The following is a 21,084-nucleotide window of genomic DNA, read 5'->3' as shown; positions in this document are numbered from 1 at the left end:
GATGCCGTAGACATTCGGCCTGTCCACCAGGCTTACCGTTACAGGTTACCTAGATCTGTAAAGAAACGGCAAGTGTTTTGTTACATTCGCCCGAAAACTTCTTTTGTAGTGAACTATCCACATACAACAAAGTACCGGTTGGTATGTATACAACTATGCCCGGGTACCTGCCGGGTAAGTACTTCTGAGAACTCGAGTAGGACTACGCATCCAGCCAGGGCGCTCGGACCTGCAGACTTCTTGTCATGAGCACACCGACAACACCCTCGAAGAGCACCGCCGCATTTTTTGCACAGGCCGGGATAGCGTTTGCCGTGAGCTTCGTAGGCACCCTCGTGGGCATCGCCTACCTACCGATCGACGCCTGGCAGCGCGGATTCCTCGGCATGTCTCTACTGTTTCTGGTGACCAGCACATTCACCTTGGCAAAGGTGATTCGCGATCAGCAGGAAGCCTCCACCGTCCGGGTTCGTATGGATGAAGCCCGGCTCGACAAACTGATCGCGGAACACGATCCATTCAAAGCTGCGGCGTGAGGACTTTCGACTGCCCAGCGGGGACTGGTGGTTGCCGCAGATCCAACCGTCGAAGCAATTGAGCGTTGACCGCGACCACCACGGTCGATACGGACATCAGGATTGCCCCCACTTCCATGGGCAGCACAAACCCGACAGGCGCCAGCACGCCAGCAGCCAAGGGAACCGAAATCGCGTTGTAACCCGCTGCCCACCACAAGTTCTGAACCATTTTCCGGTAGGTTGCGTGCGACAGCTCGATAACCGAGGCTACCGCTCGCGGATCATCGCTTGCCAGAACAACTCCCGCCGACGCGATTGCCACGTCCGTGCCGGCACCAATGGCGATACCGACATCGGCCTTGGCCAACGCGGGGGCATCGTTCACTCCGTCTCCGACCATCGCAACCCGCCGACGGGCTGCCTGAAGCTTCGACACCTCGGCCCCCTTGTCCTGCGGGAGAACCTCCGCGAACACCGCGTCGATACCGAGCGCCCCGGCAACCGAATGCGCCACTGCGCTGGCATCACCGGTCACCATCGCAACTCCGACACCTCGGGCATGGAGTGCGTCGACGGCAGGCTTGGATTCCGGCCGGATTTCGTCGGCCAGAGCCAACGCCCCCATCACGACGTCGTCCCTCGAGACATGCAGCACCGTCCAGCCTTCACTCAACCAGTCATCGCTACCTGAAATCACCTCATTACCTGCCGCTTTCAACATTCCCGGCCCGCCGACGCCGATACTCGCCCCGTCGACGTTCGCAACAACGCCAATTCCGTTGTGCGCCTGAAAATTCGATCCAGAAGCGAGTACCAGATTTCTCTCGCGCGCGGCTGCGACTATTGCACGGCCAAGCGGATGTTCGCTGTCGAACTCCACTGACGCCGCATCACGGAGAACCTGATCTTCGGTGTATCCGTCTGCTGCCCGCACGCCGACAACTGCCGGTTCCCCCTTCGTGAGAGTTCCGGTTTTGTCGAAGAGAACCGTGTCGACCTTGCGCATGTTCTCGAGCGCCATGCGGTCGGTAATCAGAATCCCGGCTCGCGCAGCACGTTCCGTGGCAATCGACACTACCAACGGGATTGCCAGTCCCAGCGCGTGTGGACATGCAATCACCAGCACGGTGATGGTGCGGGTCACTGCCTCCTCGGGAGTTCCCCAGACCGTCCACGCAGCAGCTGTCAGCACCGCGGCGCCCAGCGCGTACCAGAACAGAAGTGCCGCAGCCTTGTCGGCCACCATCTGAGCACGACTCGACGAGTTCTGCGCCTGCTCGACCAGGCGCCTGATCCCAGCGAGAGCCGTGTCCTCTCCCACCGCTGTGACACGCACGCGCAGAGCGGAATCCGTGGCCACAGTGCCCGCAACCACCTGATCACCGATTGTGCGCCGCACCGTTTTCGACTCACCGGTGATCATCGACTCGTCCATGTCGGCGCTGCCTTCGACGACGGCCCCGTCCGAGGGGACCCGAGCGCCCGGTCGAACCATCACCAGGTCACCGGTCGCCAGCAAGCTCGTCGGCACCATTTCGACTTCGTCCCCGACCAGCCGCTCCGCCTCGTCCGGCAGCATCGCGGCCAACGAGTCCAACGCGCTGGACGTCTGGCTCAGTGACCGCATCTCGATCCAATGTCCGAGCAGCATGATGACGATGAGAAGTGCCAACTCCCACCAGAAGTCGAGAGTGTGGTCGACCCAATGGAGACTTGCCGCCCATGACGCGAAGAACGCCACCGTGATCGCCAGCGCGATCAGCAGCATCATCCCCGGTTGCCGAGCACGAAACTCGGACAATCCACCGACGAGGAAAGGTTTTCCGCCCCAGAAGTACATCACCGTGCCCAGGATTGGAGACGTCCACGTCACCACGGTGTTGTCCGGCAACGTATATCCAACCAAATCCGCGAACATCGCGTCGGCCGCCACGACCGGAAACGCAATGACAAACATGATCACAAACAGTTTCCGGAACTGCGCGACATGGTCACCATGTCCGCCGTGGTTCGCGTGGCCGTGGTTTGCGTGGCCGTGGTCCATGTCGCTGTGGTCCATGTCGCTGTGGTCCATGCGCGGTCATCTCCCTATGCGTACGGTTTCCGGTGCGCCGCGGCCTTCGTCGTCAAACCTCGGACTTCAGAACTGAACGTATGCCCGAATCAACACCTCGACAATCGCGGGCACCGCTACAAGGCGGCCAGCATCGCTTGCATCTGCACAATCTCGGCCTGCTGAGCAGCGATGATCTCTTCTGCCAGCTTCTCGGCAGTTGGATCCAACCCGGAGTCGAGTTCGGTCTGCGACATGGTGATCGCGCCGGTGTGATGTTCGATCATCATGGTCAGCCACATCTTCTCGAACTCGATACCCTGGGCATCCATCATCGCCTGCATGTCGTCATCCGACATCATGCCCGGCATGTCCGCCATTCCTACTCCGTGACCGGAATGGTCCATGCCGCCTGTGGGGTTGGACGCCGGGTCGGGGCGCCCCCACTGTGTCAGCATTTCCGACATCTGCTGCATTTCCGGGTCCTGAGCAGCTTCGATCTGCGCTGCCAGCGCGATCAATTCAGCGTTATCCGTCCGCCCCTCAACCATTTTTGCCATGTCGAGCGCTTGGGCGTGGTGCGGGTACATCCCCTCCAAGAACTCGATGTCCGCTGCGTTAACTCCTTGCGGGATCGCGGACTCGGAGGCGGATATCGATGTCTCCGCTGCAGTTGTGGGCGCCGAATCACCGCCGTCCGAACAACCGGCGATCACCAACGCACCTGCTGCCAAGACGGGAACAAACTTCACATAACCACTCTTGAGAGAGAACACCACGACAACACTCCTGAAAATCCGACTTCACGCGAAACTTATTACTGTGCAACGGCTTCGAAAATTGAAACCTTCGAAGCGTGCGTCCACCACCCTACCGACGAGACTGCGCCGAAGCCCGTGATAACCGATCGAAACGGAGTACCTTCATCGAATCTTCACAGTCCACCGGAAGGCGCCGATATCGCCTCGCTGCTGGGCTAACCTGACAACATGAACTCCGAATCCGGACACTCACGCGCCGAGGGAGCCGACCGCGTCCTGGTGGTCGAGGACGAACCGGCACTCGCCAAGGTGGTAGCCAATTACCTTGCACGCGAAGGTTTTCACGTCCGCATCGCGCATGACGGTCCGACCGCCGTCGCGGCTGCCCATGATTTCGAACCTTCGCTTGTCGTTCTGGATCTGATGCTTCCCGGATTCGACGGCATGGAAGTCTGCCGACGAATCCGCAGTTTCTCCGACGCCTACATTCTGATGTTGTCGGCCCGCGGCGACGAGTCCGACAAGGTCGCGGGACTCGCAGCCGGTGCGGACGACTACGTGGTCAAACCCTTCGGACCGCGCGAACTTGTCGCGCGCGTCAAAGCGCTTCTGCGTAGACCCCGGGCGTCGAGCCTGATGTCCGAACCGTTGCCGACGCCGGACGGCCTCGATATCGACCTCATCGCGCGGACCGTGCGCGTCGACGGAGCGCCCGTCGAACTCACCCCCACCGAGTTCGAACTTCTCACTGTCCTGGCGACAAGACCCGACGCCGCCCTGAGCCGAAGCGACATCATCACGGCAGTCTGGGGTTCCTCGTGGTTCGGTGATCAACACATCGTCGACGTCCACATCCGCGCGCTCCGACGCAAACTCGGCGACGACGCAGCAGATCCCCGTTTCATCCGGACCGTGCGCGGTATGGGTTATGCATTGAGGTCGTCATGAACCGCCTCGGCCTGCGCGGCAGGTTGCTGGTCGCTCAGATTGTCGTTCTACTGGTGTGTTGCGTGACGATCGCTGCGGTCGCTGTCGCAATCGCAGCTCCTCTGTTCCACAATCACCTCGCGATGGCCGGGATCGAAGACGACAACGTCCGCCTGCACACCGAAGAAGCCTTCAGCCAAACAATATTCGTGGCACTGTTGAGCGGCATAGCGGTTGCACTCGTCGGCGCGAGTATCGCTGCGGTGTACGTCGTTCGGCGGATTACCGCACCTATCAGTCGACTCGCGGTCGCGGCGAAGAGCGTCGCCGAAGGCAAGTACGACGTCCACATCGAGCAGTCGGATGTCGACTCGGATTTCACGCGCTTGGAAGGCGCGTTCTCCGACATGGCCGAGCGACTTGATCATTCCGATCGCGTCCGCAAGCGCCTGTTGGCGGATCTGGCCCACGAATTACGCACTCCGGTATCAACTTTGGCGGCGTACGTGGACGGCCTCGAAGATGGTGTGCTCGAGGCCGACGCCGCGTCATGGGCAGTGATGCGCGATCAACTGGAACGACTGCGACGGCTCGCTCATGATCTCTCCGATGTTTCGGCGGCCGACGAGCACGCCCTGGATCTCATTCTCGCAGCCGACGACCTCAGCGATATCGTCTGCAGCACAACCACTGCGGTCGCACCACGGTTCGAGGAACGCGCCGTGACGCTGTCCACGGCAACACCTGTGCACCCGGTGAGAGTTCGCGTCGATCGCCAGCGGATCGAACAAATTCTGTCCAACCTTCTCGAGAATGCATTGCGGCACACGCCCGGCGGGGGAAGCGTCGCCGTAGCCGTCACAGAATCGCCCGACCACATTTCGGTCGCTGTCAGCGACACCGGTGAGGGCATCCCGGAGGATCAACTCGAGTCTGTGTTCGACAGGTTTCATCGCGGCGAGAGTTCCGACGGTTCCGGATTGGGGCTCACCATTGCGCGGAGTCTCGCACGCGCCCACGGCGGCTCGTTGACGGCTCGGCCGAATCCGCTCGGCGGCACCATCCTCGAACTCGAGCTGCCTGCACTCCCCCTCCCCCTCCCCGAATGAACGTATCGCTGCCCCTGTCTGACAAGGGCAGCGATACGTTCATTCGAAACTGGGGTGGTACGAAACGGGGCAAGTCGGGCACCAGATAGAAGCCCGCACAAGGCAACAGCGCCCGCCAACCAGGTGAACTGGTGGGCGGGCGCTGCCGAAAAGATGTATCAGGCGTTGACGATGGAATCCAATGCCGAGTAGAACAAACCGAGTCCGTCGTCACTGGGGCCGGTGAGAGCCTCGGTGGCGTGCTCGGGGTGCGGCATGAGTCCGACGACGCGACCGTTGGCGGAGGAAATACCCGCAATACGACGCTGTGAGCCGTTGGGGTTCTCTTCCGAGTAACGGAATACGACGCGGCCTTCGCCTTCGAGTTCGTCGAGAACGTTCTCGGATGCCTGGAAGCGACCTTCACCCGACTTGAGGGGGATGAGGATCTGCGCGCCGGCCTCGTAACGTGAAGACCAGGCCGTGTTGGTGGCTTCGACGGTCAGCCACTCGTCGCGGCAGATGAAGTGCAGACCCTGGTTGCGGGTGAGGGCTCCGGGGAGCAAACCAGCTTCGCAGAGGATCTGGAAGCCGTTGCAGATGCCGAGGACGGGCATGCCGCCCTTGGCTGCTTCGACAACCTTGCCCATGGCCGGAGCGAACCGTGCGATCGCGCCACAGCGAAGGTAATCGCCGTAGGAGAATCCACCGGGGACGATGACTGCGTCGACGCCCTTGAGGTCGGCGTCGCCGTGCCACAGTGCCACAGCTTCACCTCCGGCCAAGTTCACCGCGCGAGCTGCGTCGACGTCGTCGAGTGTGCCCGGGAAGGTGATGACTCCGATTCGTGCGCTCATGCCTCGACTCGCCTGACGGTCCAATCCTCGATCACCGTGTTGGCCAGCAGGCCTTCGGCGATCTTCTCGAGCTCGGCATCTTCGACGCTGCCGTCGATTTCCAACTCGAACCGCTTGCCCTGACGGACATCGGATACTCCTGCAAAGCCCAGGCGAGACAGTGCCCCGACAATGGCCTGTCCCTGGGGGTCGAGAATCTCGGCCTTGGGCATGACTTCGACGACGACACGGGCCACGTGCTGCTCCTCGGTACTAGTGCGCGAACCCAGAGTGAAACACCGGGTATCGACGAGTTTACCGGGCGCAGTCTGGAACCTTCGCATCGAGTGAGAGCTGGGGTGACGCCCACCACCTGTGAAAGGCATACTCGAAATCATGCGACTGACACATTTTGGCCATTCCTGTGTACTTGTCGAATTGAACGGTTCGAAAATCCTCTTCGATCCGGGCAATTTCTCGCACGGTTTCGAGGGCGTGACCGGCCTCGACGCCATTCTCGTAACGCATCAGCACCCGGATCACGCGGATCCAGAGCGTCTGCCCGCTCTCGTCGACGCGAATCCCGACGCGGCTTTGTACAGCGATCCGCAAACTGCGGCCAAGCTCGGTGGCCGGTGGAATGCCGTTCGGGCGGGTGAGCACTTCAGCATCGGTGAGGTTCAGGTGACCGGCGCAGGCGGCGAGCACGCGATCATTCATCCCGATCTGCCGATGATCGACAACACTGCTTTCCTACTCGGCGATGCCGTCAATCCGGCACAGTTCATGCACCCGGGTGACTCGTTGGTCGTGCCCGAGCAGTCCGTTGATGTTCTTGCTTTGCCTGCCGCTGCGCCGTGGTTGAAGATCTGGGAAGCCGTCGACTATCTCCGAGCGGTAGCTCCTCGTGTCGCGGTGCCTATTCATCAGGGCATACTCCGCGAGGAGGCATCTGGCATCTTCTACGGTCGTTACTCCGACATGGCCCCCGCCGGCACCGAGTTCCGGGTGCTCGACGAGGAGTCCGACGTCGAGATTGCGTAGCTGGAGTATTCCGAGGCGAGTTTCTTCTATGCCTTCACCTTCACGATGATCCAGCCGGTGCTTGTCCCACCATTCGCGTCTGTAAGGGTGTAGAGAATCTTGTCGGTGCCCGTCTTCGTTCCGGCTTTGAACACCACTTTGCCGTTTTCGAGCTTCACGGTGCCACCGAGCAGTGACGTTGCCTCGACACCGGTCACGGAGATCGAATCTCCGTTGCTGTCATGATCATTCGCGACTGCGTCGATCGTGGCCGTAGCACCGGATCGAACTTCTGCGGTGTCGAGTGCTGCGTAAGGCGGCAACGCGGTCGCGGTGTACCGGCCCAGGTCATCGAGTCGAGCCGACGCGACCTCGGCGGCATCGACGATGGCAGCAAATTCTGTTCCGTCGAAGCGGGCCAGATCATTGCCGTTCATGATCGTGCGGCCCTCCGCGCTACCTCCGTGGTAGTCATCGGCGTAAAAATTGTGTCCCAGTTCGTGACGGAGTACCCGGGAGAAGTTACCGTCGCCTTCCGCGCCGACGTGCGCGTAGCTGTGATCGATGAGGAACTTGGAGTAGTAGGCGTTTCCGCCACCGGACTTGCACACTACTGTCGCCTGATCCACGGTGGTGCCGACTTTGTCGGACCACTCGCTCTCGAGAGCATCAAAGTTTTCGCAGGAGGTCTTGTACGGATCACTGGCTGCATCGGCCCGCAGCACGACTTGACCGACGACCGGCCGAATTCCCACGTCCCTCATCCAGATCACCGCAGTTCGCGCGATGGATTCCTCGACGCGATCCAATGCAACTGCAGGACTGCCGTTGCCGTGCGCGGAGTACCACTCCCCGCTCAAATCCAATCCGATGTCGAACTGCTTCATGGTTTTTCCCACTGATGCAGCCGACGCGGGCGCGATAGCAGCGGTTGGCCATGTGGGGGCCGCGTCGATCGGCGCGGAGGTACGGCCCACTACCGACGAGCCGACAAAATCGATAGAGGCGCCTCGATCGAAGATCACCTGTCCACGAAGGGTTCCGGTGGAGTCGACGATGGCGGCAACAACTGCGTCTGGATGACCGTCGACGCTTCCGAGATACGAACGTGGTGCAGGCAACTCCGAATCAACAAGGGCGCCACCGGATTTCTGCACGGCCATACGAAAATCCTTGCCGCGCAGATCTACCTTGTCCAACCGCAACGTCAAGGACGAGCCCTGATCATCGACGGTTGCAACGAGGGCGCCCTGGCCCGATTCGCTCGATCCGCCATCCAGGCTGCCAGTGGACAGCGAACCCAGGTCGACCGGTGCCGCAGTTGCCACAGTGGGTACCAGTGCCGCGCAGGCGAGTGCGCCCACTGCCGCGACAATACGTCGATTAGTCGACTTCGAGAACACTCGTGCGCGCATGGTTGTATCCCAGCCCGATCTACTAGCGGTAAATTAACTGTAAGCACCGTAGCACCGAACTGAGGCGTCGACCACACCCCCGAGGATGATTGTCCACTTTGCCCGCAAATTGTTGAGAGCCCGAAAATACCGTCGCTGATCACATAAAAGGTATTGAACGTACATTCCGGCGCGCGGCCGAGAACTCAACTGACCAATCCAGCTACTCAATAGTTGCCATGAAGGCAATCTACGCTGCGCCCAGTTCCGACGCCGATGAGTTCCACCGGTACACATTCGATGTCGCTTCATGGAAGAGCGCAAGGTCGATCGCGTCGAGCATCGCCCGACGCGGCCCTTCGTTCCCCAACTGCTTGGCCGAAATCGACAGTCGGACAAGGCCGCCGCGCTTTGCGCTGCGGCCGGCCCCGAGGATCAGGGCCCGGCACCACCACGGTTCGACTTTGAAACCCTCACCGATTCCGAGCACACGACCACGCTGCGATGTTCCTCGCGCAAGGTCGTGCACGGCGCCGAGTCCGGCCATCGAGCGAAATCCGGCCTCCGGCAACACCGACATCGCTCCGGTGGAGGCCACCCAGCGGGGCGGAGCGAACACTCTGGTGCGCAATCCCGCCTGCTCCAACACTCGATCTGCTGCCAGCAGACGGAGTTTTGCCTCATGCCTGGACAGCGTCGCGAACTCCGCGCGTCGACGCTTGGTCGCCGCCTGATCGTAACCGTGCAATACGACGGCATCCCCGTGCTCGCGGCGTTCACGCAACCAGGCAGCGGTGACGGCGTCGTCGGCGAGTCGGTATTTGTCTTTGAGCCTGGGTGCCACGAGGAGGGAAAGCCGCACTCCCCTTGCATCCATCTCGTCTGCGAATCCCGCAGCGAGATAACATGTCTCGTCTCTGATTCCGGACACTGACACGATCAGTTCAGCAGACATACCTCTGATGGTGGCAGCTCCGGGTGAACAACACACTGCCGCCGGATGATCATCCGGCGGCAGGTGGTGGTCAGTTGTGCGGCAGAACCGCTTCGATGGCGGCAATGACCTCGGGAGCGTCCGGCTCGGTGCGCGGACGGAAACGGTTGACGACGGTTCCGTCCGGCGCGATGAGGAACTTTTCGAAGTTCCACTGAATGTCGCCGGCTTCGCCGTCTGCATCGGGAGTCTTGGTGAGTTCTGCGTACAGCGGGTGACGGTTCTCGCCGTTGACCTCGATCTTCTCCATCATCGGGAACGTGACTCCGTAAGTGGTGGAGCAGAAGGATTCGATCTCTTCGGCGGTGCCGGGTTCTTGGCCCATGAACTGGTTGCATGGGATACCGATCACGGTCAGGCCGCGATCTGCGTACTCACTCGCCAGCTTCTCGAGCGTCGCGTACTGCGGGGTGAGACCGCACTTGGACGCGACGTTGACCACGAGCACGGCCCGCCCACCGTATTCGCCCAGCGAGGTGGGTACACCGCCGAGTGTGTTGATCACGATGTTCTGTACTGGAGTTGTCATGATGTCCAACTTAGCGACTATCTCGCCCACCGCTACGTCGATGCTCCGAGAATTCGATCGAGGTCGTCCAGAACGGTGAGCCCACCGAACGATCCGACGCCGGTGATCCAGTACGACATGTCGACCAGGGCACTTCCGGCCACGTAAGTCCATTGCCGAAGAGTGACCTAAAGGGGCCACCGCTTCGGGGTGTTTGATGCCCAAATGTCCGTTATGTTCGCGAAGTGGTTACTTTCTGGTGCCATGCCGCACGGTGCGGGGACCAAATTGTGAAGGCCAAATAGATGACGACTCTTGATTCTCGCTCTGGGTGGACTCGCCTTGGTAGCGCCCGCCTCGCCGCCCTGGTCGGCGGGATCACGCTTGCCGCTTCCATGACGTTCGGTACCGCGGTCGGACCTGCGTCAGCAGAAACCGCCGCCGAATTCCTTGCCAGTCGGTGCGCAAATTACATCGCCAACCCCCAACCCTACGAGGCCGCCAGAAGCCATTGTGATGGGGCGGACCTGTCCGGCGTAGACCTGTCCGGCGTGGACCTGTCCTGGGCGTTCCTGACCGAAGCGAACCTCACCGACACTGACCTCACCGGCACTGACCTGCACGGCGCCTACATGGCTGACGCGAACCTGGCCAACGCAACCCTGACCGGCGCGAACATGGACTCCGCGTACCTGGGTCAAGCGAACCTGACCGGCGCGAACCTGGCCAACGCGAACCTCACCGACGCTGACCTGACCAGCGCGAACCTCACCGACGCTGACCTCACCGGCGCGAACCTCACCGAAGCGAACCTGACCCGCGCGAACCTAACCGGCGCGAACCTAACCGGCGCGAACCTGACCGACCTGAACCTGACCGGCTCAGCTCTAGTGCCTGCCGACATCACTGTGGACGTTATGGATGCCGGATGGTCGTACGACGGGGCCTACGTAACATGGGCCACTCCCAGTATGCCCACCGGAGTGGAATTCGGCGCCTGTGACTATCCCTCCGGGACAAAGTTTCCCACCGAGCTCACGGTCGTGAAATGCGACGTCGCCACTTCCTCCAGCGGCAGTTATGGCTACTTCACCGTCTACGTCATCCCCGGACCGAACTGGGGCGAACCACCCGTCACCGGATCCCTTGGCTCTCTGAACTCGTTCTTCGGCAGCTGACCTTCCCGACAGTGCACGCGTCATCAGTGCAGGCTACCCCTCAAAAACATTGTCCTCCAAACCCTTCCGTAGGGGTGGAGGACTACCGTTCGGGCTTCTCTCACCGATCAATGTCCGAGAAAAGATCGGTTGACGGACACAGCGGCTTCGATAGGAACACAGTCGAGCAATCAACTCAGCCTCCCTCAGAGCTACCGGTCACTGCCCGGCCGGGCAGTACCCACTGTTCCAAGCAGTGCATCGGCGAGGGGGTCTGCCGTGCTGACGCCTGCGGCTACACCCCGAAGCAGAGCGTCGAAATCAGCGGCGACGATGGTGACCTCCTCGAACTCCGGCTCTCCCCCACGGACAACCTGACCGTCCGGTGCGATCGCCAGGTACTCGTACCCGTAGCGTGTCGACAGCAGGACCGGGAGGTGAGTGGACCAGAAGGCGTTGATCGCCGCGCGCTCAGCCGGCCCGGAAGCAACCGCCAGACTCTCGTGCCGGAACGCATCCCAGGGAAACGCCTCATCGCTGATGCCGACCCCACCGGCATAGTTCTCCGCCGAGAGAAACCACACCTGGTCGTCGGAACTGGCAAGCACGGAGAACGAACTCACCCACACGATGAGTTGATCACAAGCGCCGACCAGCGGTTGCGGAACTGGGGCAGAGGCCGATCGAGTAGGTTCTTCGCGAACCCAGCCTGCGATCGACAGCGCGGCGGTTGCGTCGAGGTGAAGGCACATGGCCCCACGGTAGGTCAGGCCGTCTCGCACCATTAGCGCCGGTCGGAAACGTTCGATTCTGGACGGCGGCCTGTGGGAATGAGCCGTGCTCCGCTCCGGCATCGCGATCTAAGCACCCACCGATGTCGGGAATGCGAATCGATATGACGGAAAGCCTGCCACGAACGAGGAACGAGACCGCCGCACGGTGAGTGCAACGGTCTCGTTCGTCATTCTCCGACCAGGATCACTGATCTGAAGTACGGGTTCCGCTCCAGCGGAGGGGTCAAACCTCTAGTGGTGGCTCACGAAGGACTGCTGGGTGCCAGTTGGCGCGGTTTCGAGTTTGTGCTGTTCGGCTTCGTCCTCGTCGTCCAGCATGGTCGCCTCGTTGAACGGAATCTTGCCGTCCAGAACATCGACGACGCGTTCCTTGTCGATGGTCTTCGTCCAGGAGCCGACGAGCAGCGTGGCGACTGCGTTGCCCGAGAAGTTGGTGAGAGCGCGAGCCTCGGACATGAAGCGGTCGATACCGACAATCAGGCCGACCCCGTCGAGTAGTTCGGGACGGTGACTTTGCAGGCCGCCTGCGAGGGTCGCGAGTCCGGCGCCACTGACTCCGGCTGCGCCCTTCGACGCGATGATCATGAACACCAGCAGCGAGAGCTGCTCACCGAACGCGAGTGGCTGACCCATCGCGTCGGCGATGAAGATGGAGGCCATGGTCAGGTAGATCGCGGTGCCGTCGAGGTTGAAGGAGTAGCCGGTCGGGACGACGATGCCGACGGTGGAGCGTTCGACGCCCACGTGCTCCATCTTGGCGATCAAACGCGGGAGTGCCGACTCGGAGGACGACGTCGCGAAGATGAGCAGGTATTCGCGGGCCAAGTACTTGACCAGCTTGAAGATGTTGAATCCGGTGACGGCGCGCAGCAGGGTGCCGAGGACACCGAAGATGAAGATCAAGCAGGTCAGGTAGAAGCCGATCATCAGTGTTCCGAGCTGGACCACTGCGTTCAGTCCGGTCTGGCCGACCACGCCGGCGATGGCACCGAAGGCACCGATCGGGGCGAGCCACAGGATCATGGTCAGGATCTTGAAGACCAGCTTCTGCAGGTGACCGATGCCCTTGAGGATCGGTTCACCGGACTTGCCGAGCGACTGGATCGCGAAGCCGACGAGCAGGGCGACAAACAGTGTCTGCAGCACGCTGCCCGCGGTCAGGGACGACAGCAACGACGTCGGGATGATCGACGCGACGAAGTCCCACGTTCCACCGGCACTGTGCGCTGCCGTGGTGAGCTTCTCGACGGACGCCGGGTTGGGCTCGATGTTCAGGCCGCTGCCCGGGTTGAGGAGATTACCGACACCCAGGCCGATCGCCAGGGCAACAGTGGACATACCGATGAAGTAGGCGAGCGCCAGTCCGCCGACCTTGCCCACCTTGGCTGCTGCGCGCACCGAGCCGATGCCGAGCACAATGGTGCAGAAAATGACCGGGCTGATCATCATCTTGATCAAGCTGACGAACAATGTGCCCAACACGGCGACCGACTTGCCGAATTCGGGCGCGAGCCAACCGACGAGAATGCCTCCGATGACGGCGACGATGACGCTCATGTAGAGCCAATGCGTCTTGTCGCGCTTTGCCGGAGTGCCCTTCGGCTGGGGTGAATCGTTTACTGTCCCTGTTGCCGTGACGCTCATGGGGATGTCCTTTGATGGAAATCAGTGAAGTGATGGGGATCACTCGAGTTCGTGGAGAATTCTTGTTGGAAATGTGTAGGGCGTGAAGTTTGTGTTCATAACGTTCAGGAGTAACCGATGGTCCAACGACGCAGTCGCCGACGCATGAGCGTCGCCCGGCAGATCCTGCTGCTGCAGCTTGCGCTGTTGTCGCTGGTCATCGGTGCGGGAGCGGCACTGGCCGTAGTGGACGAGCGAGGTGACAGCGACGACGCCATTAGTCGGCAGGTGAGCTCGATCGCCGAGACACTGGCCTTGACGGACTCCACCGCGCAGGCGCTCTCCAGCGACGACCCGACCGCGATTCTGCAACCGCAGACCGAGAAAATTCGCATGGCCACCGGCGTCGACTTCATCGTGGTGATGGCGCCCGATCGCACCCGGTACACCCATACCAGTCCCGAACTGATCGGCGAATTGTTCACCGGCAACATCGACCGGGCGCTGGCAGGCGAGACGTTCACCGAGACGTACGCAGGTTCGTTGGGCCCGTCGATTCGCGCGGTCACACCGGTCTACGACGCGAGTGGGACGCTTGTCGGTTTGGTGGCTGTCGGCGTCACCCGAGAGGAGATCAGCAAGCAATTCGCCCAGAGCATTCCGACCATCCTGACAATTGCTGCCGCGGGATTGATTGCAGCTGTTTTGAGTTCGTTGTTGGTAAGTCGGCGAATCAGACGTCAGACCCTGGGTCTGGCACCCGACGAACTGCTCACGATGTACGAGCATCACGACGCCGTTCTCCACAGCATCGGTGAGGGACTGGTGGTCATCGGTCGGGGACGGGGCGGGACGGCTCAGGTGGACATAGTCAACGACGAAGCGCGTCGCCTTCTCGATCTACCGGAAGGCCGAGTCGATCTGTCCTCGATTCCGGCCACGTTGCGGGATGTGGACGCAAGTTCGGCCACTGATCAGGTCCATCTCACCGATCAACGAATACTCGTGGTCAATCAGCACCCGGTTGAGTGGGAGGGCAAGCGAATTGGCACAGTTCTGACTATTCGCGATCACACCGAATTGCAGAATGTTCTCGGCGAACTCGATTCGGTTCGCGATTTTGCAGAATCGCTGCGCTCGCAGGCCCACGAGAGCGCCAACCGCCTGCACACCATCATCACGATGGTGGAGCTCGGAAAATACGACGAGGCGGTTTCCTTTGCCACCAACGAATTACGGCTGTCTCAGCAGTTGATCGATCGTCTCGTCAATGCCGTTCAGGAACCGGCTCTGGCCGCTCTGTTGCTCGGAAAACTCAGTGAGGCGACCGAACGCGGAGTGGAGTTGACCGTCACCGAGGACACCGCACTCGGTGCGGTCACGCCGCTCACGTCCCGTGAGTTGGTCACACTGGTCGGCAATCTGGTGGACAATGCCATTGACGCCTCGCGGACCAGCGAGCAGCCGTGGGTGGAAGTGACGGTCATGGAAGAGGATTCGACAATGGTGGTTGCGGTGGCCGACAGTGGGCCAGGCATGACGCCCGATGCGCTCGAAAGGGCCAAGGAGCGTGGATATTCCACCAAATCCGGATCCCGCGGCATCGGCCTCGCGTTGGTTTCGCAGATCGTGAAACGCCACGGCGGCACCTTCGTGAGCGAGCCTGGGCTGGGTTCCATGCTGGTCGTGCGCATCCCGCTACGGCAGGCACAGCAGTGATCCGGGTACTCGTGGTGGACGACGAACCACTGATCGCGCAGGCGCACCGATCCTATGTGGAGCGAGTGCCGGGGTTTGTCGTGCACGGTGTGGTTCACAGCGGTCAGGCCACTCTGCGAGCGGTCACGGAAGCGCACGCCGCCGGTGAGTCCATCGATCTGGTGCTCCTCGACATCGGCCTACCGGACGCAAGCGGACTCGATGTTGCATCGGCGCTCGGTGGGTTGCGTCCGAGCCCCGACATCATTGCGGTGACCTCCGCGCGCGACCTCGATGTGGTGCGAACCGCCGTTGCCCGCGGAATTGTTCTCTACCTGCTCAAACCGTTCACTTTTGCGGCATTCCGCGACAAGCTCGAACGGTATGTGGAGTACCGCGCAGCGCTGCCCGCCGGCGAATCCGCAGCGAGTCAATACGACATCGATCGCGCGATGGCCGCACTACGCACCTCCGACGATCGGGCCGCGTCGGCGAAGGGCTTTGCTTCCCAGACGCTCGGACTCGTATCGGCGTGCGTTCGGGATACCGACACTCCGCTCACCGCAGCAGAAGTTGCCGCTTCCGTCGGCGTATCCCGGGTGACAGCGTGGCGCTACCTCGAAAAACTGGCAGACGACGGTCTGCTCACCCGGGAAACCGAATACGGACGTGCTGGGCGCCCCCAGGTCCGTTACCGCAGAAGCTAGTTCGCCGCCCCGACAGTGTCGAGGACCCACGCGAACTCGAAGGCAACTTCCTTCCACTTCTCGTAACGACCGCTGACACCACCGTGTCCTGCGCTCATCTCGGTCTTGAGAAGTAGTGGAGCGTCGCCGGTCTTGGTGGCACGCAGTTTCGCGACCCACTTTGCCGGTTCGACGTACAGCACTCGGGTGTCGTTGATACTGGTGATCGCCAGAATCGCCGGGTAGTCCTTGGCTTCCACGTTCTCGTATGGACTGTACGAGTGCATGTACTCGTAGACGGCCTTGTTGTGCAAGGGATTTCCCCACTCGTCCCACTCGATGACCGTCAGCGGCAGCGACGGGTCGAGGATGGACGTCAGCGGATCCACAAACGGCACATTCGCAAGAATGCCGGCAAAGAGTTCCGGTGCGAGGTTGGCTACAGCACCCATGAGTAGGCCACCCGCGCTACCACCGTCGGCAACCATACGATCGGCGGCGGTGACGCCGGTATCGATCAAATGCCGTGCACAGGAGACGAAGTCGGTAAACGTGTTCTTCTTGGTGAGAGTCTTGCCGTTCTCGTACCAATGCCGGCCCATCTCACCGCCGCCGCGTACATGCGCGACAACAAACACAACACCGCGATCGAGTAGCGACAACCGCGCAACCGAGAACGACGGGTCGATGCTGGCCTCGTAGGAACCGTAGCCGTACAACAGCAACGGCGCCGGACCTTCGGGGGCGCCGGCCTTGCGAACGATCGAGAGCGGAATGCGGGTACCGTCCTCGGCCACTGCCCAATCGCGTCGCTGCACGTAGTTCTTCGCGTCGAAATCGCCGAGCACGGGCTGCGACTTCCGCAGCGCCAGTTCACCACTGGCGACGTAGTAGTCGTACACCTGACCGGGAGTGATGAAAGACGTGAAGCCCAACCGGATGGTGGGCTGCGCCCATTCCGGATTCGATCCCATTCCGATACTGAAGAGCTCTTCGTCGAAATCGATCTCGTGACGCTCGCCGTAGCCGTCGGCTGTCAACGGCCACACGGCAACTCGGGTCAACGCCTCGCGGCGGTAACTCAGCACGATGTGGCCGGCAAAAGCCTCGGCTTCTTCCAGCCGCACGTCGTCGCTGTGCGCGATCAACGTCGTCATGTTCGTCGGATCCGATACCGGAGCCTCCACCAGCACGAAGTTCTCGGCCTTCACACCGTCCACTACGTCGTTGTGGAGGATGAGGAAGCGGTCTTCTCCCCCGATCACGGCATGCTCCGCGCCGTATTCGACGCCTTCACGACGCGGAATGATCACACGGAAGTCACCTTCCGGGTTGGCCGATTCGAGGATCCAGCCCTCGCTGGTCACCTTGGAACCGACCCAGATCACCAGGTACTTCTCGCTGCGCGTCGAACCGACCGACACCCAGTACCGCTCATCCGGTTCGTGGAACACCGAAACATCTTGGCTCTGCGGCGTTCCCAGCTTGTGGCGCCACACGGTGTCCGGACGCCAGGATTCGTCGACAGTCATGTAGAAGACATGGCTGTGATCAAGTGCCCAGGTTGCGCCGGGAGCGGTGTCGGGAATCTCGTCACCGAGGATTTCCCCGGTCTCGAGGTTCTTGAACCGCAGCGTGTACCGCTCGTCACCGACGACGTCCACGGAGTACGCCAGCAGGGTGCCGTCCTCGCTGATGGAAAACGCGCCGAGAGAGAAGAAGTCGTGCCCTTCTGCCTCGAGGTTGCCGTCCATGAGGATCTGTTCGCCGTCCAGTTCAACCCCGGGGGTCAAGTTGGGCGGCGTCCAGTCACCGTCGTCGGCGATCGGGCAACGGCAGTGAACGTTGTACGACTTACCTTCGACGCTACGGGCGTAGTACCACCACTTACCCATGCGGGTGGGTACCGACATATCCGTTTCCTGGGTGCGCGATTTGATCTCCTGGAAGATCTTCTCGCGCAACGGCTCCAGATGCGCCGTCTGCTCTTCGGTATACGCATTCTCGGCTTCGAGATACGCCACTACCTCGGCGTTGTCCTTGTCCCGCAGCCACTCGTACTCGTCGACGAACGTGTGTCCGTGATGGGTGCGTTCGGTGGGAACCTTCTTCGCGACCGGCGGGACGAGGCTCATGCGCTGGGACCGACCCAATCTGCGAAGGACAATCCGGAAATACGTTCGTACGCTTCGATGTAGCGCGCACGGGTCGCGTCGACAATCTCCTGGGGCAAAGCCGGCGGCGGGGTATCGGACGCCCGATCCCATCCGGATTCGGGGCCGGTCAGCCAGTCGCGAACGAACTGCTTGTCGAAGCTCGGCTGAACCTTGCCAGGCTCGTAGCCTTCGAGTGGCCAGTACCGCGAGGAATCAGGTGTCAGCACCTCGTCGGCCAGCACGAGATTGCCGCCCCCGTCGAGACCGAACTCGAGCTTGGTGTCGGCGAGGATGATTCCGCGATCAGCGGCAAAATTGGATGCTCGCGCATACACGTCGAGGGTGTCCTCACGAAGCTGAATCGCGAGCGTCTGACCGACCTTCTCCACTACCTGATCAAAGCTGATGTTCTCGTCGTGATCTCCGAGAGCAGCCTTGGACGCCGGGGTGAAGATCGGATCGGGCAAGCGTGACGCTTCCACGAGGCCCTCCGGAAGGTTGACGCCGCACACCGCGCCGGTCTTCTGGTAATCGACCAGACCGGAACCCGTGAGGAATCCTCGGACCACACATTCGACGGGAATCATGTCGAGCGAGCGCACAACCAGCGCACGCCCGAGAACCTCTTCGGGGATGCGGTCGTCGTCCGGCTCACCTGCGAGGTGATTGTTGCCGCCGAGGACGTTGAAGAAGAACACGCTCATCGCGGTGAGGACGCGGCCTTTGTCCGGAATCGGCGTGCTGAGCACGTGATCGTAGGCCGAGATCCGATCACTCGCGACCAGCAGCAAGTGCTCGTCGTCGATCGTGTAAAGGTCACGGACCTTGCCACCGGCCAGATGAGTGTAGGAATCAAGTGTAGGACGCACGCTTATCACCCTATCGGGCGTTCGCAGTTCGTACAGAACCCTGGTAGCCAGGACGGGTACAGAGACTCCCCGTCCGGGGAGCCGTCTGCCCTGCTTAACCGGATAATGCAGCTAGCCAGGCCCGGTGCGCGAGAGGCCGCCGTCACAGTTGATGAACTGCCAGTTTGCAGACAACCCCGCCGAAGCAGATCTCCCATTGGGTGGGAGGCCCATCGAATTTGCGGGTTTCGCGGGTCCACACTCGATTCAGAGCCTCTCGCGAATTCAGATTCCCTCTCCACGAAGGACTTTCACATGTCACGAACTTCACGCAACACCGGCGTCCGTGCCGTCGCAGCACTGGCGATCTCGAGCAGTCTCCTGATCGGCGGCGCTGCACTTGCCCAGGCTGCTCCCCAGCCGCCCGTCGGCTCGCTCGACTTCGGCTCTTTGGATTTCGGCAGCTCACAGCAGGTTGCCGATGCTCCGCGCCTGGTGGGTATCGACAACTTCCGCGACGTCGCCGGGACCGGATCCGGGTACTCGGGCTCCTTCGGCCAACACGTCAACAAGGGTGTTTTCTACCGGGCCAATGCCATCACACCGAAGGGCGCCGACATGGCTGCCTTGGAGTCACTCGGATTGACCAAGGTCTACGACCTGCGCACCGCAGCCGAAATCGCCGACAAGCCGGATGTTCTGCCTGCCGGGGTCGCTTACGAGAACATCCCGGTCCTGGCCGGCGACATCTACCAGATGGCATTCCAGATCAAGTCGCCCGAAGAAGCCCGGTCGTTGATGCAGGATGCAAACCGCGCGTTTGTCACGGGCACCGCAGAACGGGCCGGATTCACTCAACTGCTCACGTCGCTCGCGGAAACCGATGGGCCACAGGTCTTTCACTGCACCGCCGGTAAGGACCGCACCGGCTGGGCCTCGATGTTGCTTCTGAGCATCGCCGGCGTCGACCGCGCCACGATCATGAGTGATTACATGCTGACCAACGAGTACTCGACCGAAAGCATCAAGGCAACACTCGCGTACATCTCCAGCGTGGCTGGTCCGGCAGTGGCAACCAATATGGAGCCTCTCCTCGGAGTCGAGGCCGGTTACATCGAAGCCGGACTCGATCAAGTGGAATCCTCGTACGGAACCATCGATCGCTACCTGACCGAGGGCCTCGGGCTCAGTCGGTCGACTATCGCAACGCTGAAGGCAAAGCTGCTCGGATAAGTGCACTCTCACGTGGTGTTCGTCGCCGCTTTGCGGAGGCGGGCACCACGTGCTCTTATCGAACCCGTGAATCTCTCACCATATTGTTCCGATACGCCCAGATGACAATCTGCACCCGCGTGCGGACATCGAGTTTCCGGCAGATATTGCCGATATGCGATTTCACCGTGCTCAGTTCGAGTTTCATCGCGTCGGCCACCTCACCGTTACCCAACCCACTCGAAAGTAGCTGGACCACTTCCATTTCCCGAACGCTCAATCCGTGGTCGGGAAATTCGACTGGGGCAGACGGTTTACGACGCGCGAATTCGGCGACCATTCTGCGGGTGAGCTTCGGCGACAATACCGAGCCACCGTCTGCAGCGGCAATGACCGCGTCCACCAAATCGTCCGGGTCGGTGTCTTTGAGCAGGAACCCGACCGCGCCTAGGTCGAGCGCACCAAAAACGTACTCGTCGAGGTCGAACGTCGTTACGACGATAATCCGAGTTTTCGGGAATTCCTTCAGAACCTCGAAAGTCGCAGTCAGCCCGTCACCGTGCGGCATGCGGATATCCATGAGAACCACGTCCGGTTGAAGCAATCGGACTTGCTGAAGTGCTTCGAATCCCGATGCCGCATGGCCGACGACCTCGATGCGAGGGTGATCGGTGAGGAAAAGCTCGAACCCTTGACGGACAACTTGCTGATCGTCGGCGATGAGTACTGTAATCACGCGATCATCCTCCAGCTCGGCGTGGTATTTAATCCACGTTATCGATCTCGATGATGGCAGACGCACAGTTAC

General features: G+C 61.2%; 20 protein-coding genes. 8 read left to right on the top strand and 12 right to left on the bottom strand.

The window, feature by feature from the left end; all coding sequences use genetic code 11:
• The first annotated feature begins 245 nt into the window (after positions 1–245).
• Positions 246–536, top strand: coding sequence for a YiaA/YiaB family inner membrane protein (locus tag CJ178_RS25555; protein WP_033233936.1), 291 nt, complete (start codon positions 246–248; stop codon positions 534–536).
• Here CJ178_RS25555 and CJ178_RS25550 read toward each other — a convergent pair.
• A complete protein-coding gene (locus CJ178_RS25550; protein WP_095888298.1) occupies positions 520–2,592 on the bottom strand; it encodes a heavy metal translocating P-type ATPase in 2,073 nt (690 codons plus the stop codon). The genes CJ178_RS25555 and CJ178_RS25550 overlap by 17 nt on opposite strands.
• 116 nt (positions 2,593–2,708) lie before the next feature.
• Positions 2,709–3,350: a DUF305 domain-containing protein gene (locus CJ178_RS25545; protein WP_095888297.1), complete on the bottom strand. Its 642-nt coding sequence runs from the start codon at positions 3,348–3,350 to the stop codon at positions 2,709–2,711.
• 210 nt (positions 3,351–3,560) lie between these two features.
• Here CJ178_RS25545 and CJ178_RS25540 point away from each other — a divergent pair, with 210 nt between their 5' ends.
• Positions 3,561–4,280 carry a response regulator transcription factor gene (locus CJ178_RS25540; protein WP_095888296.1) on the top strand — a complete coding sequence of 240 codons (720 nt, stop codon included), beginning with the start codon at positions 3,561–3,563 and terminating at the stop codon, positions 4,278–4,280.
• Positions 4,277–5,368, top strand: coding sequence for a sensor histidine kinase (locus tag CJ178_RS25535; protein ID WP_095888295.1), 1,092 nt, complete (start codon positions 4,277–4,279; stop codon positions 5,366–5,368). Before CJ178_RS25540 ends, CJ178_RS25535 begins: the two co-directional genes overlap by 4 nt.
• Positions 5,369–5,526: 158 nt before the next feature.
• Here the strand turns inward: CJ178_RS25535 and purQ are convergent, their stop codons facing one another.
• Together purQ and purS are read right to left on the bottom strand one after the other, a co-directional pair.
• Entirely contained in the window at positions 5,527–6,204 is a 678-nt protein-coding gene (gene purQ, locus CJ178_RS25530; protein ID WP_033233932.1) for a phosphoribosylformylglycinamidine synthase subunit PurQ, read from the bottom strand.
• Positions 6,201–6,440, bottom strand: coding sequence for a phosphoribosylformylglycinamidine synthase subunit PurS (gene purS / locus CJ178_RS25525; protein ID WP_003945817.1), 240 nt, complete (start codon positions 6,438–6,440; stop codon positions 6,201–6,203). The genes purQ and purS overlap by 4 nt, the downstream gene beginning before the upstream one ends.
• 139 nt (positions 6,441–6,579) lie before the next feature.
• On the opposite strand from purS, the gene CJ178_RS25520 reads away from it, so the two are divergent.
• Positions 6,580–7,227 (top strand): MBL fold metallo-hydrolase, encoded by a 648-nt coding sequence (locus CJ178_RS25520; RefSeq protein ID WP_033233931.1) that lies wholly within the window; start codon positions 6,580–6,582, stop codon positions 7,225–7,227.
• Positions 7,228–7,253: 26 nt separating this feature from the next.
• Here CJ178_RS25520 and CJ178_RS25515 read toward each other — a convergent pair whose 3' ends face one another.
• From CJ178_RS25515 to CJ178_RS25505, 3 genes are all read right to left on the bottom strand, one after another.
• On the bottom strand, positions 7,254–8,621 hold the full coding sequence (locus tag CJ178_RS25515; protein WP_095888294.1) for an Ig-like domain-containing protein: 1,368 nt from the start codon (positions 8,619–8,621) through the stop codon (positions 7,254–7,256).
• A 229-nt stretch (positions 8,622–8,850) separates the two neighbouring features.
• On the bottom strand, positions 8,851–9,555 hold the full coding sequence (locus CJ178_RS25510; RefSeq protein WP_033233929.1) for a DUF2334 domain-containing protein: 705 nt from the start codon (positions 9,553–9,555) through the stop codon (positions 8,851–8,853).
• Positions 9,556–9,625: 70 nt separating this feature from the next.
• On the bottom strand, positions 9,626–10,123 hold the full coding sequence (locus CJ178_RS25505; RefSeq protein WP_033234327.1) for a glutathione peroxidase: 498 nt from the start codon (positions 10,121–10,123) through the stop codon (positions 9,626–9,628).
• Between the two features lie 284 nt (positions 10,124–10,407).
• Here CJ178_RS25505 and CJ178_RS25500 point away from each other — a divergent pair, with 284 nt between their 5' ends.
• Positions 10,408–11,280: a pentapeptide repeat-containing protein gene (locus CJ178_RS25500; RefSeq protein WP_095888293.1), complete on the top strand. Its 873-nt coding sequence runs from the start codon at positions 10,408–10,410 to the stop codon at positions 11,278–11,280.
• 191 nt (positions 11,281–11,471) lie between these two features.
• Here CJ178_RS25500 and CJ178_RS25495 read toward each other — a convergent pair whose 3' ends face one another.
• Both CJ178_RS25495 and CJ178_RS25490 read right to left on the bottom strand, forming a co-directional pair.
• A complete protein-coding gene (locus CJ178_RS25495) occupies positions 11,472–12,011 on the bottom strand; it encodes a hypothetical protein (protein ID WP_257013433.1) in 540 nt (179 codons plus the stop codon).
• 273 nt (positions 12,012–12,284) lie between these two features.
• Entirely contained in the window at positions 12,285–13,697 is a 1,413-nt protein-coding gene (locus CJ178_RS25490) for a cation:dicarboxylate symporter family transporter (protein ID WP_033233928.1), read from the bottom strand.
• Positions 13,698–13,814: 117 nt separating this feature from the next.
• Between CJ178_RS25490 and CJ178_RS25485 the strand changes: the two genes are divergently transcribed.
• Both CJ178_RS25485 and CJ178_RS25480 read left to right on the top strand, forming a co-directional pair.
• Entirely contained in the window at positions 13,815–15,395 is a 1,581-nt protein-coding gene (locus CJ178_RS25485; protein WP_095888292.1) for an ATP-binding protein, read from the top strand.
• Positions 15,392–16,081 carry a response regulator gene (locus CJ178_RS25480; RefSeq protein ID WP_033233926.1) on the top strand — a complete coding sequence of 230 codons (690 nt, stop codon included), beginning with the start codon at positions 15,392–15,394 and terminating at the stop codon, positions 16,079–16,081. Before CJ178_RS25485 ends, CJ178_RS25480 begins: the two co-directional genes overlap by 4 nt.
• Here the strand turns inward: CJ178_RS25480 and CJ178_RS25475 are convergent.
• Together CJ178_RS25475 and CJ178_RS25470 are read right to left on the bottom strand one after the other, a co-directional pair.
• On the bottom strand, positions 16,078–18,195 hold the full coding sequence (locus tag CJ178_RS25475; RefSeq protein ID WP_033233925.1) for a S9 family peptidase: 2,118 nt from the start codon (positions 18,193–18,195) through the stop codon (positions 16,078–16,080). The two genes, CJ178_RS25480 and CJ178_RS25475, sit on opposite strands and share 4 nt — an antisense overlap.
• On the bottom strand, positions 18,192–19,085 hold the full coding sequence (locus tag CJ178_RS25470; protein ID WP_045068766.1) for a phosphoribosylaminoimidazolesuccinocarboxamide synthase: 894 nt from the start codon (positions 19,083–19,085) through the stop codon (positions 18,192–18,194). Before CJ178_RS25470 ends, CJ178_RS25475 begins: the two co-directional genes overlap by 4 nt.
• A 294-nt stretch (positions 19,086–19,379) precedes the next feature.
• Between CJ178_RS25470 and CJ178_RS25465 the strand changes: the two genes are divergently transcribed.
• Entirely contained in the window at positions 19,380–20,297 is a 918-nt protein-coding gene (locus CJ178_RS25465) for a tyrosine-protein phosphatase (RefSeq protein ID WP_092806376.1), read from the top strand.
• A gap of 55 nt (positions 20,298–20,352) precedes the next feature.
• Here CJ178_RS25465 and CJ178_RS25460 read toward each other — a convergent pair whose 3' ends face one another.
• The gene (locus tag CJ178_RS25460) at positions 20,353–21,012 is read right to left on the bottom strand and encodes a response regulator transcription factor (RefSeq protein ID WP_033233922.1); all 660 of its coding nucleotides are present in this window, start codon (positions 21,010–21,012) and stop codon (positions 20,353–20,355) included.
• Positions 21,013–21,084: the final 72 nt, after the last annotated feature.

The sequence above is a fragment of the Rhodococcus sp. ACPA4 genome (assembly GCF_002300185.1).
Lineage (GTDB): Bacteria > Actinomycetota > Actinomycetes > Mycobacteriales > Mycobacteriaceae > Rhodococcus_F > Rhodococcus_F globerula.
This window is presented reverse-complemented; position numbering and strand designations above follow the sequence as displayed.

What these genes read in the sequence shown, in the direction of transcription:
- CJ178_RS25555 (WP_033233936.1), top strand. Translation starts at nt 246, where the DNA reads ATGAGCACACCGACAACACCCTCGAAGAGCACCGCCGCATTTTTTGCA.
- CJ178_RS25550 (WP_095888298.1), bottom strand. Translation starts at nt 2,592, where the DNA reads ATGGACCACAGCGACATGGACCACAGCGACATGGACCACGGCCACGCA.
- CJ178_RS25540 (WP_095888296.1), top strand. Translation starts at nt 3,561, where the DNA reads ATGAACTCCGAATCCGGACACTCACGCGCCGAGGGAGCCGACCGCGTC.
- CJ178_RS25535 (WP_095888295.1), top strand. Translation starts at nt 4,277, where the DNA reads ATGAACCGCCTCGGCCTGCGCGGCAGGTTGCTGGTCGCTCAGATTGTC.
- purQ (WP_033233932.1), bottom strand. Translation starts at nt 6,204, where the DNA reads ATGAGCGCACGAATCGGAGTCATCACCTTCCCGGGCACACTCGACGAC.
- CJ178_RS25520 (WP_033233931.1), top strand. Translation starts at nt 6,580, where the DNA reads ATGCGACTGACACATTTTGGCCATTCCTGTGTACTTGTCGAATTGAAC.
- CJ178_RS25515 (WP_095888294.1), bottom strand. Translation starts at nt 8,621, where the DNA reads ATGCGCGCACGAGTGTTCTCGAAGTCGACTAATCGACGTATTGTCGCG.
- CJ178_RS25510 (WP_033233929.1), bottom strand. Translation starts at nt 9,555, where the DNA reads ATGTCTGCTGAACTGATCGTGTCAGTGTCCGGAATCAGAGACGAGACA.
- CJ178_RS25505 (WP_033234327.1), bottom strand. Translation starts at nt 10,123, where the DNA reads ATGACAACTCCAGTACAGAACATCGTGATCAACACACTCGGCGGTGTA.
- CJ178_RS25500 (WP_095888293.1), top strand. Translation starts at nt 10,408, where the DNA reads ATGACGACTCTTGATTCTCGCTCTGGGTGGACTCGCCTTGGTAGCGCC.
- CJ178_RS25495 (WP_257013433.1), bottom strand. Translation starts at nt 12,011, where the DNA reads ATGTGCCTTCACCTCGACGCAACCGCCGCGCTGTCGATCGCAGGCTGG.
- CJ178_RS25490 (WP_033233928.1), bottom strand. Translation starts at nt 13,697, where the DNA reads ATGAGCGTCACGGCAACAGGGACAGTAAACGATTCACCCCAGCCGAAG.
- CJ178_RS25485 (WP_095888292.1), top strand. Translation starts at nt 13,815, where the DNA reads ATGGTCCAACGACGCAGTCGCCGACGCATGAGCGTCGCCCGGCAGATC.
- CJ178_RS25475 (WP_033233925.1), bottom strand. Translation starts at nt 18,195, where the DNA reads ATGAGCCTCGTCCCGCCGGTCGCGAAGAAGGTTCCCACCGAACGCACC.
- CJ178_RS25465 (WP_092806376.1), top strand. Translation starts at nt 19,380, where the DNA reads ATGTCACGAACTTCACGCAACACCGGCGTCCGTGCCGTCGCAGCACTG.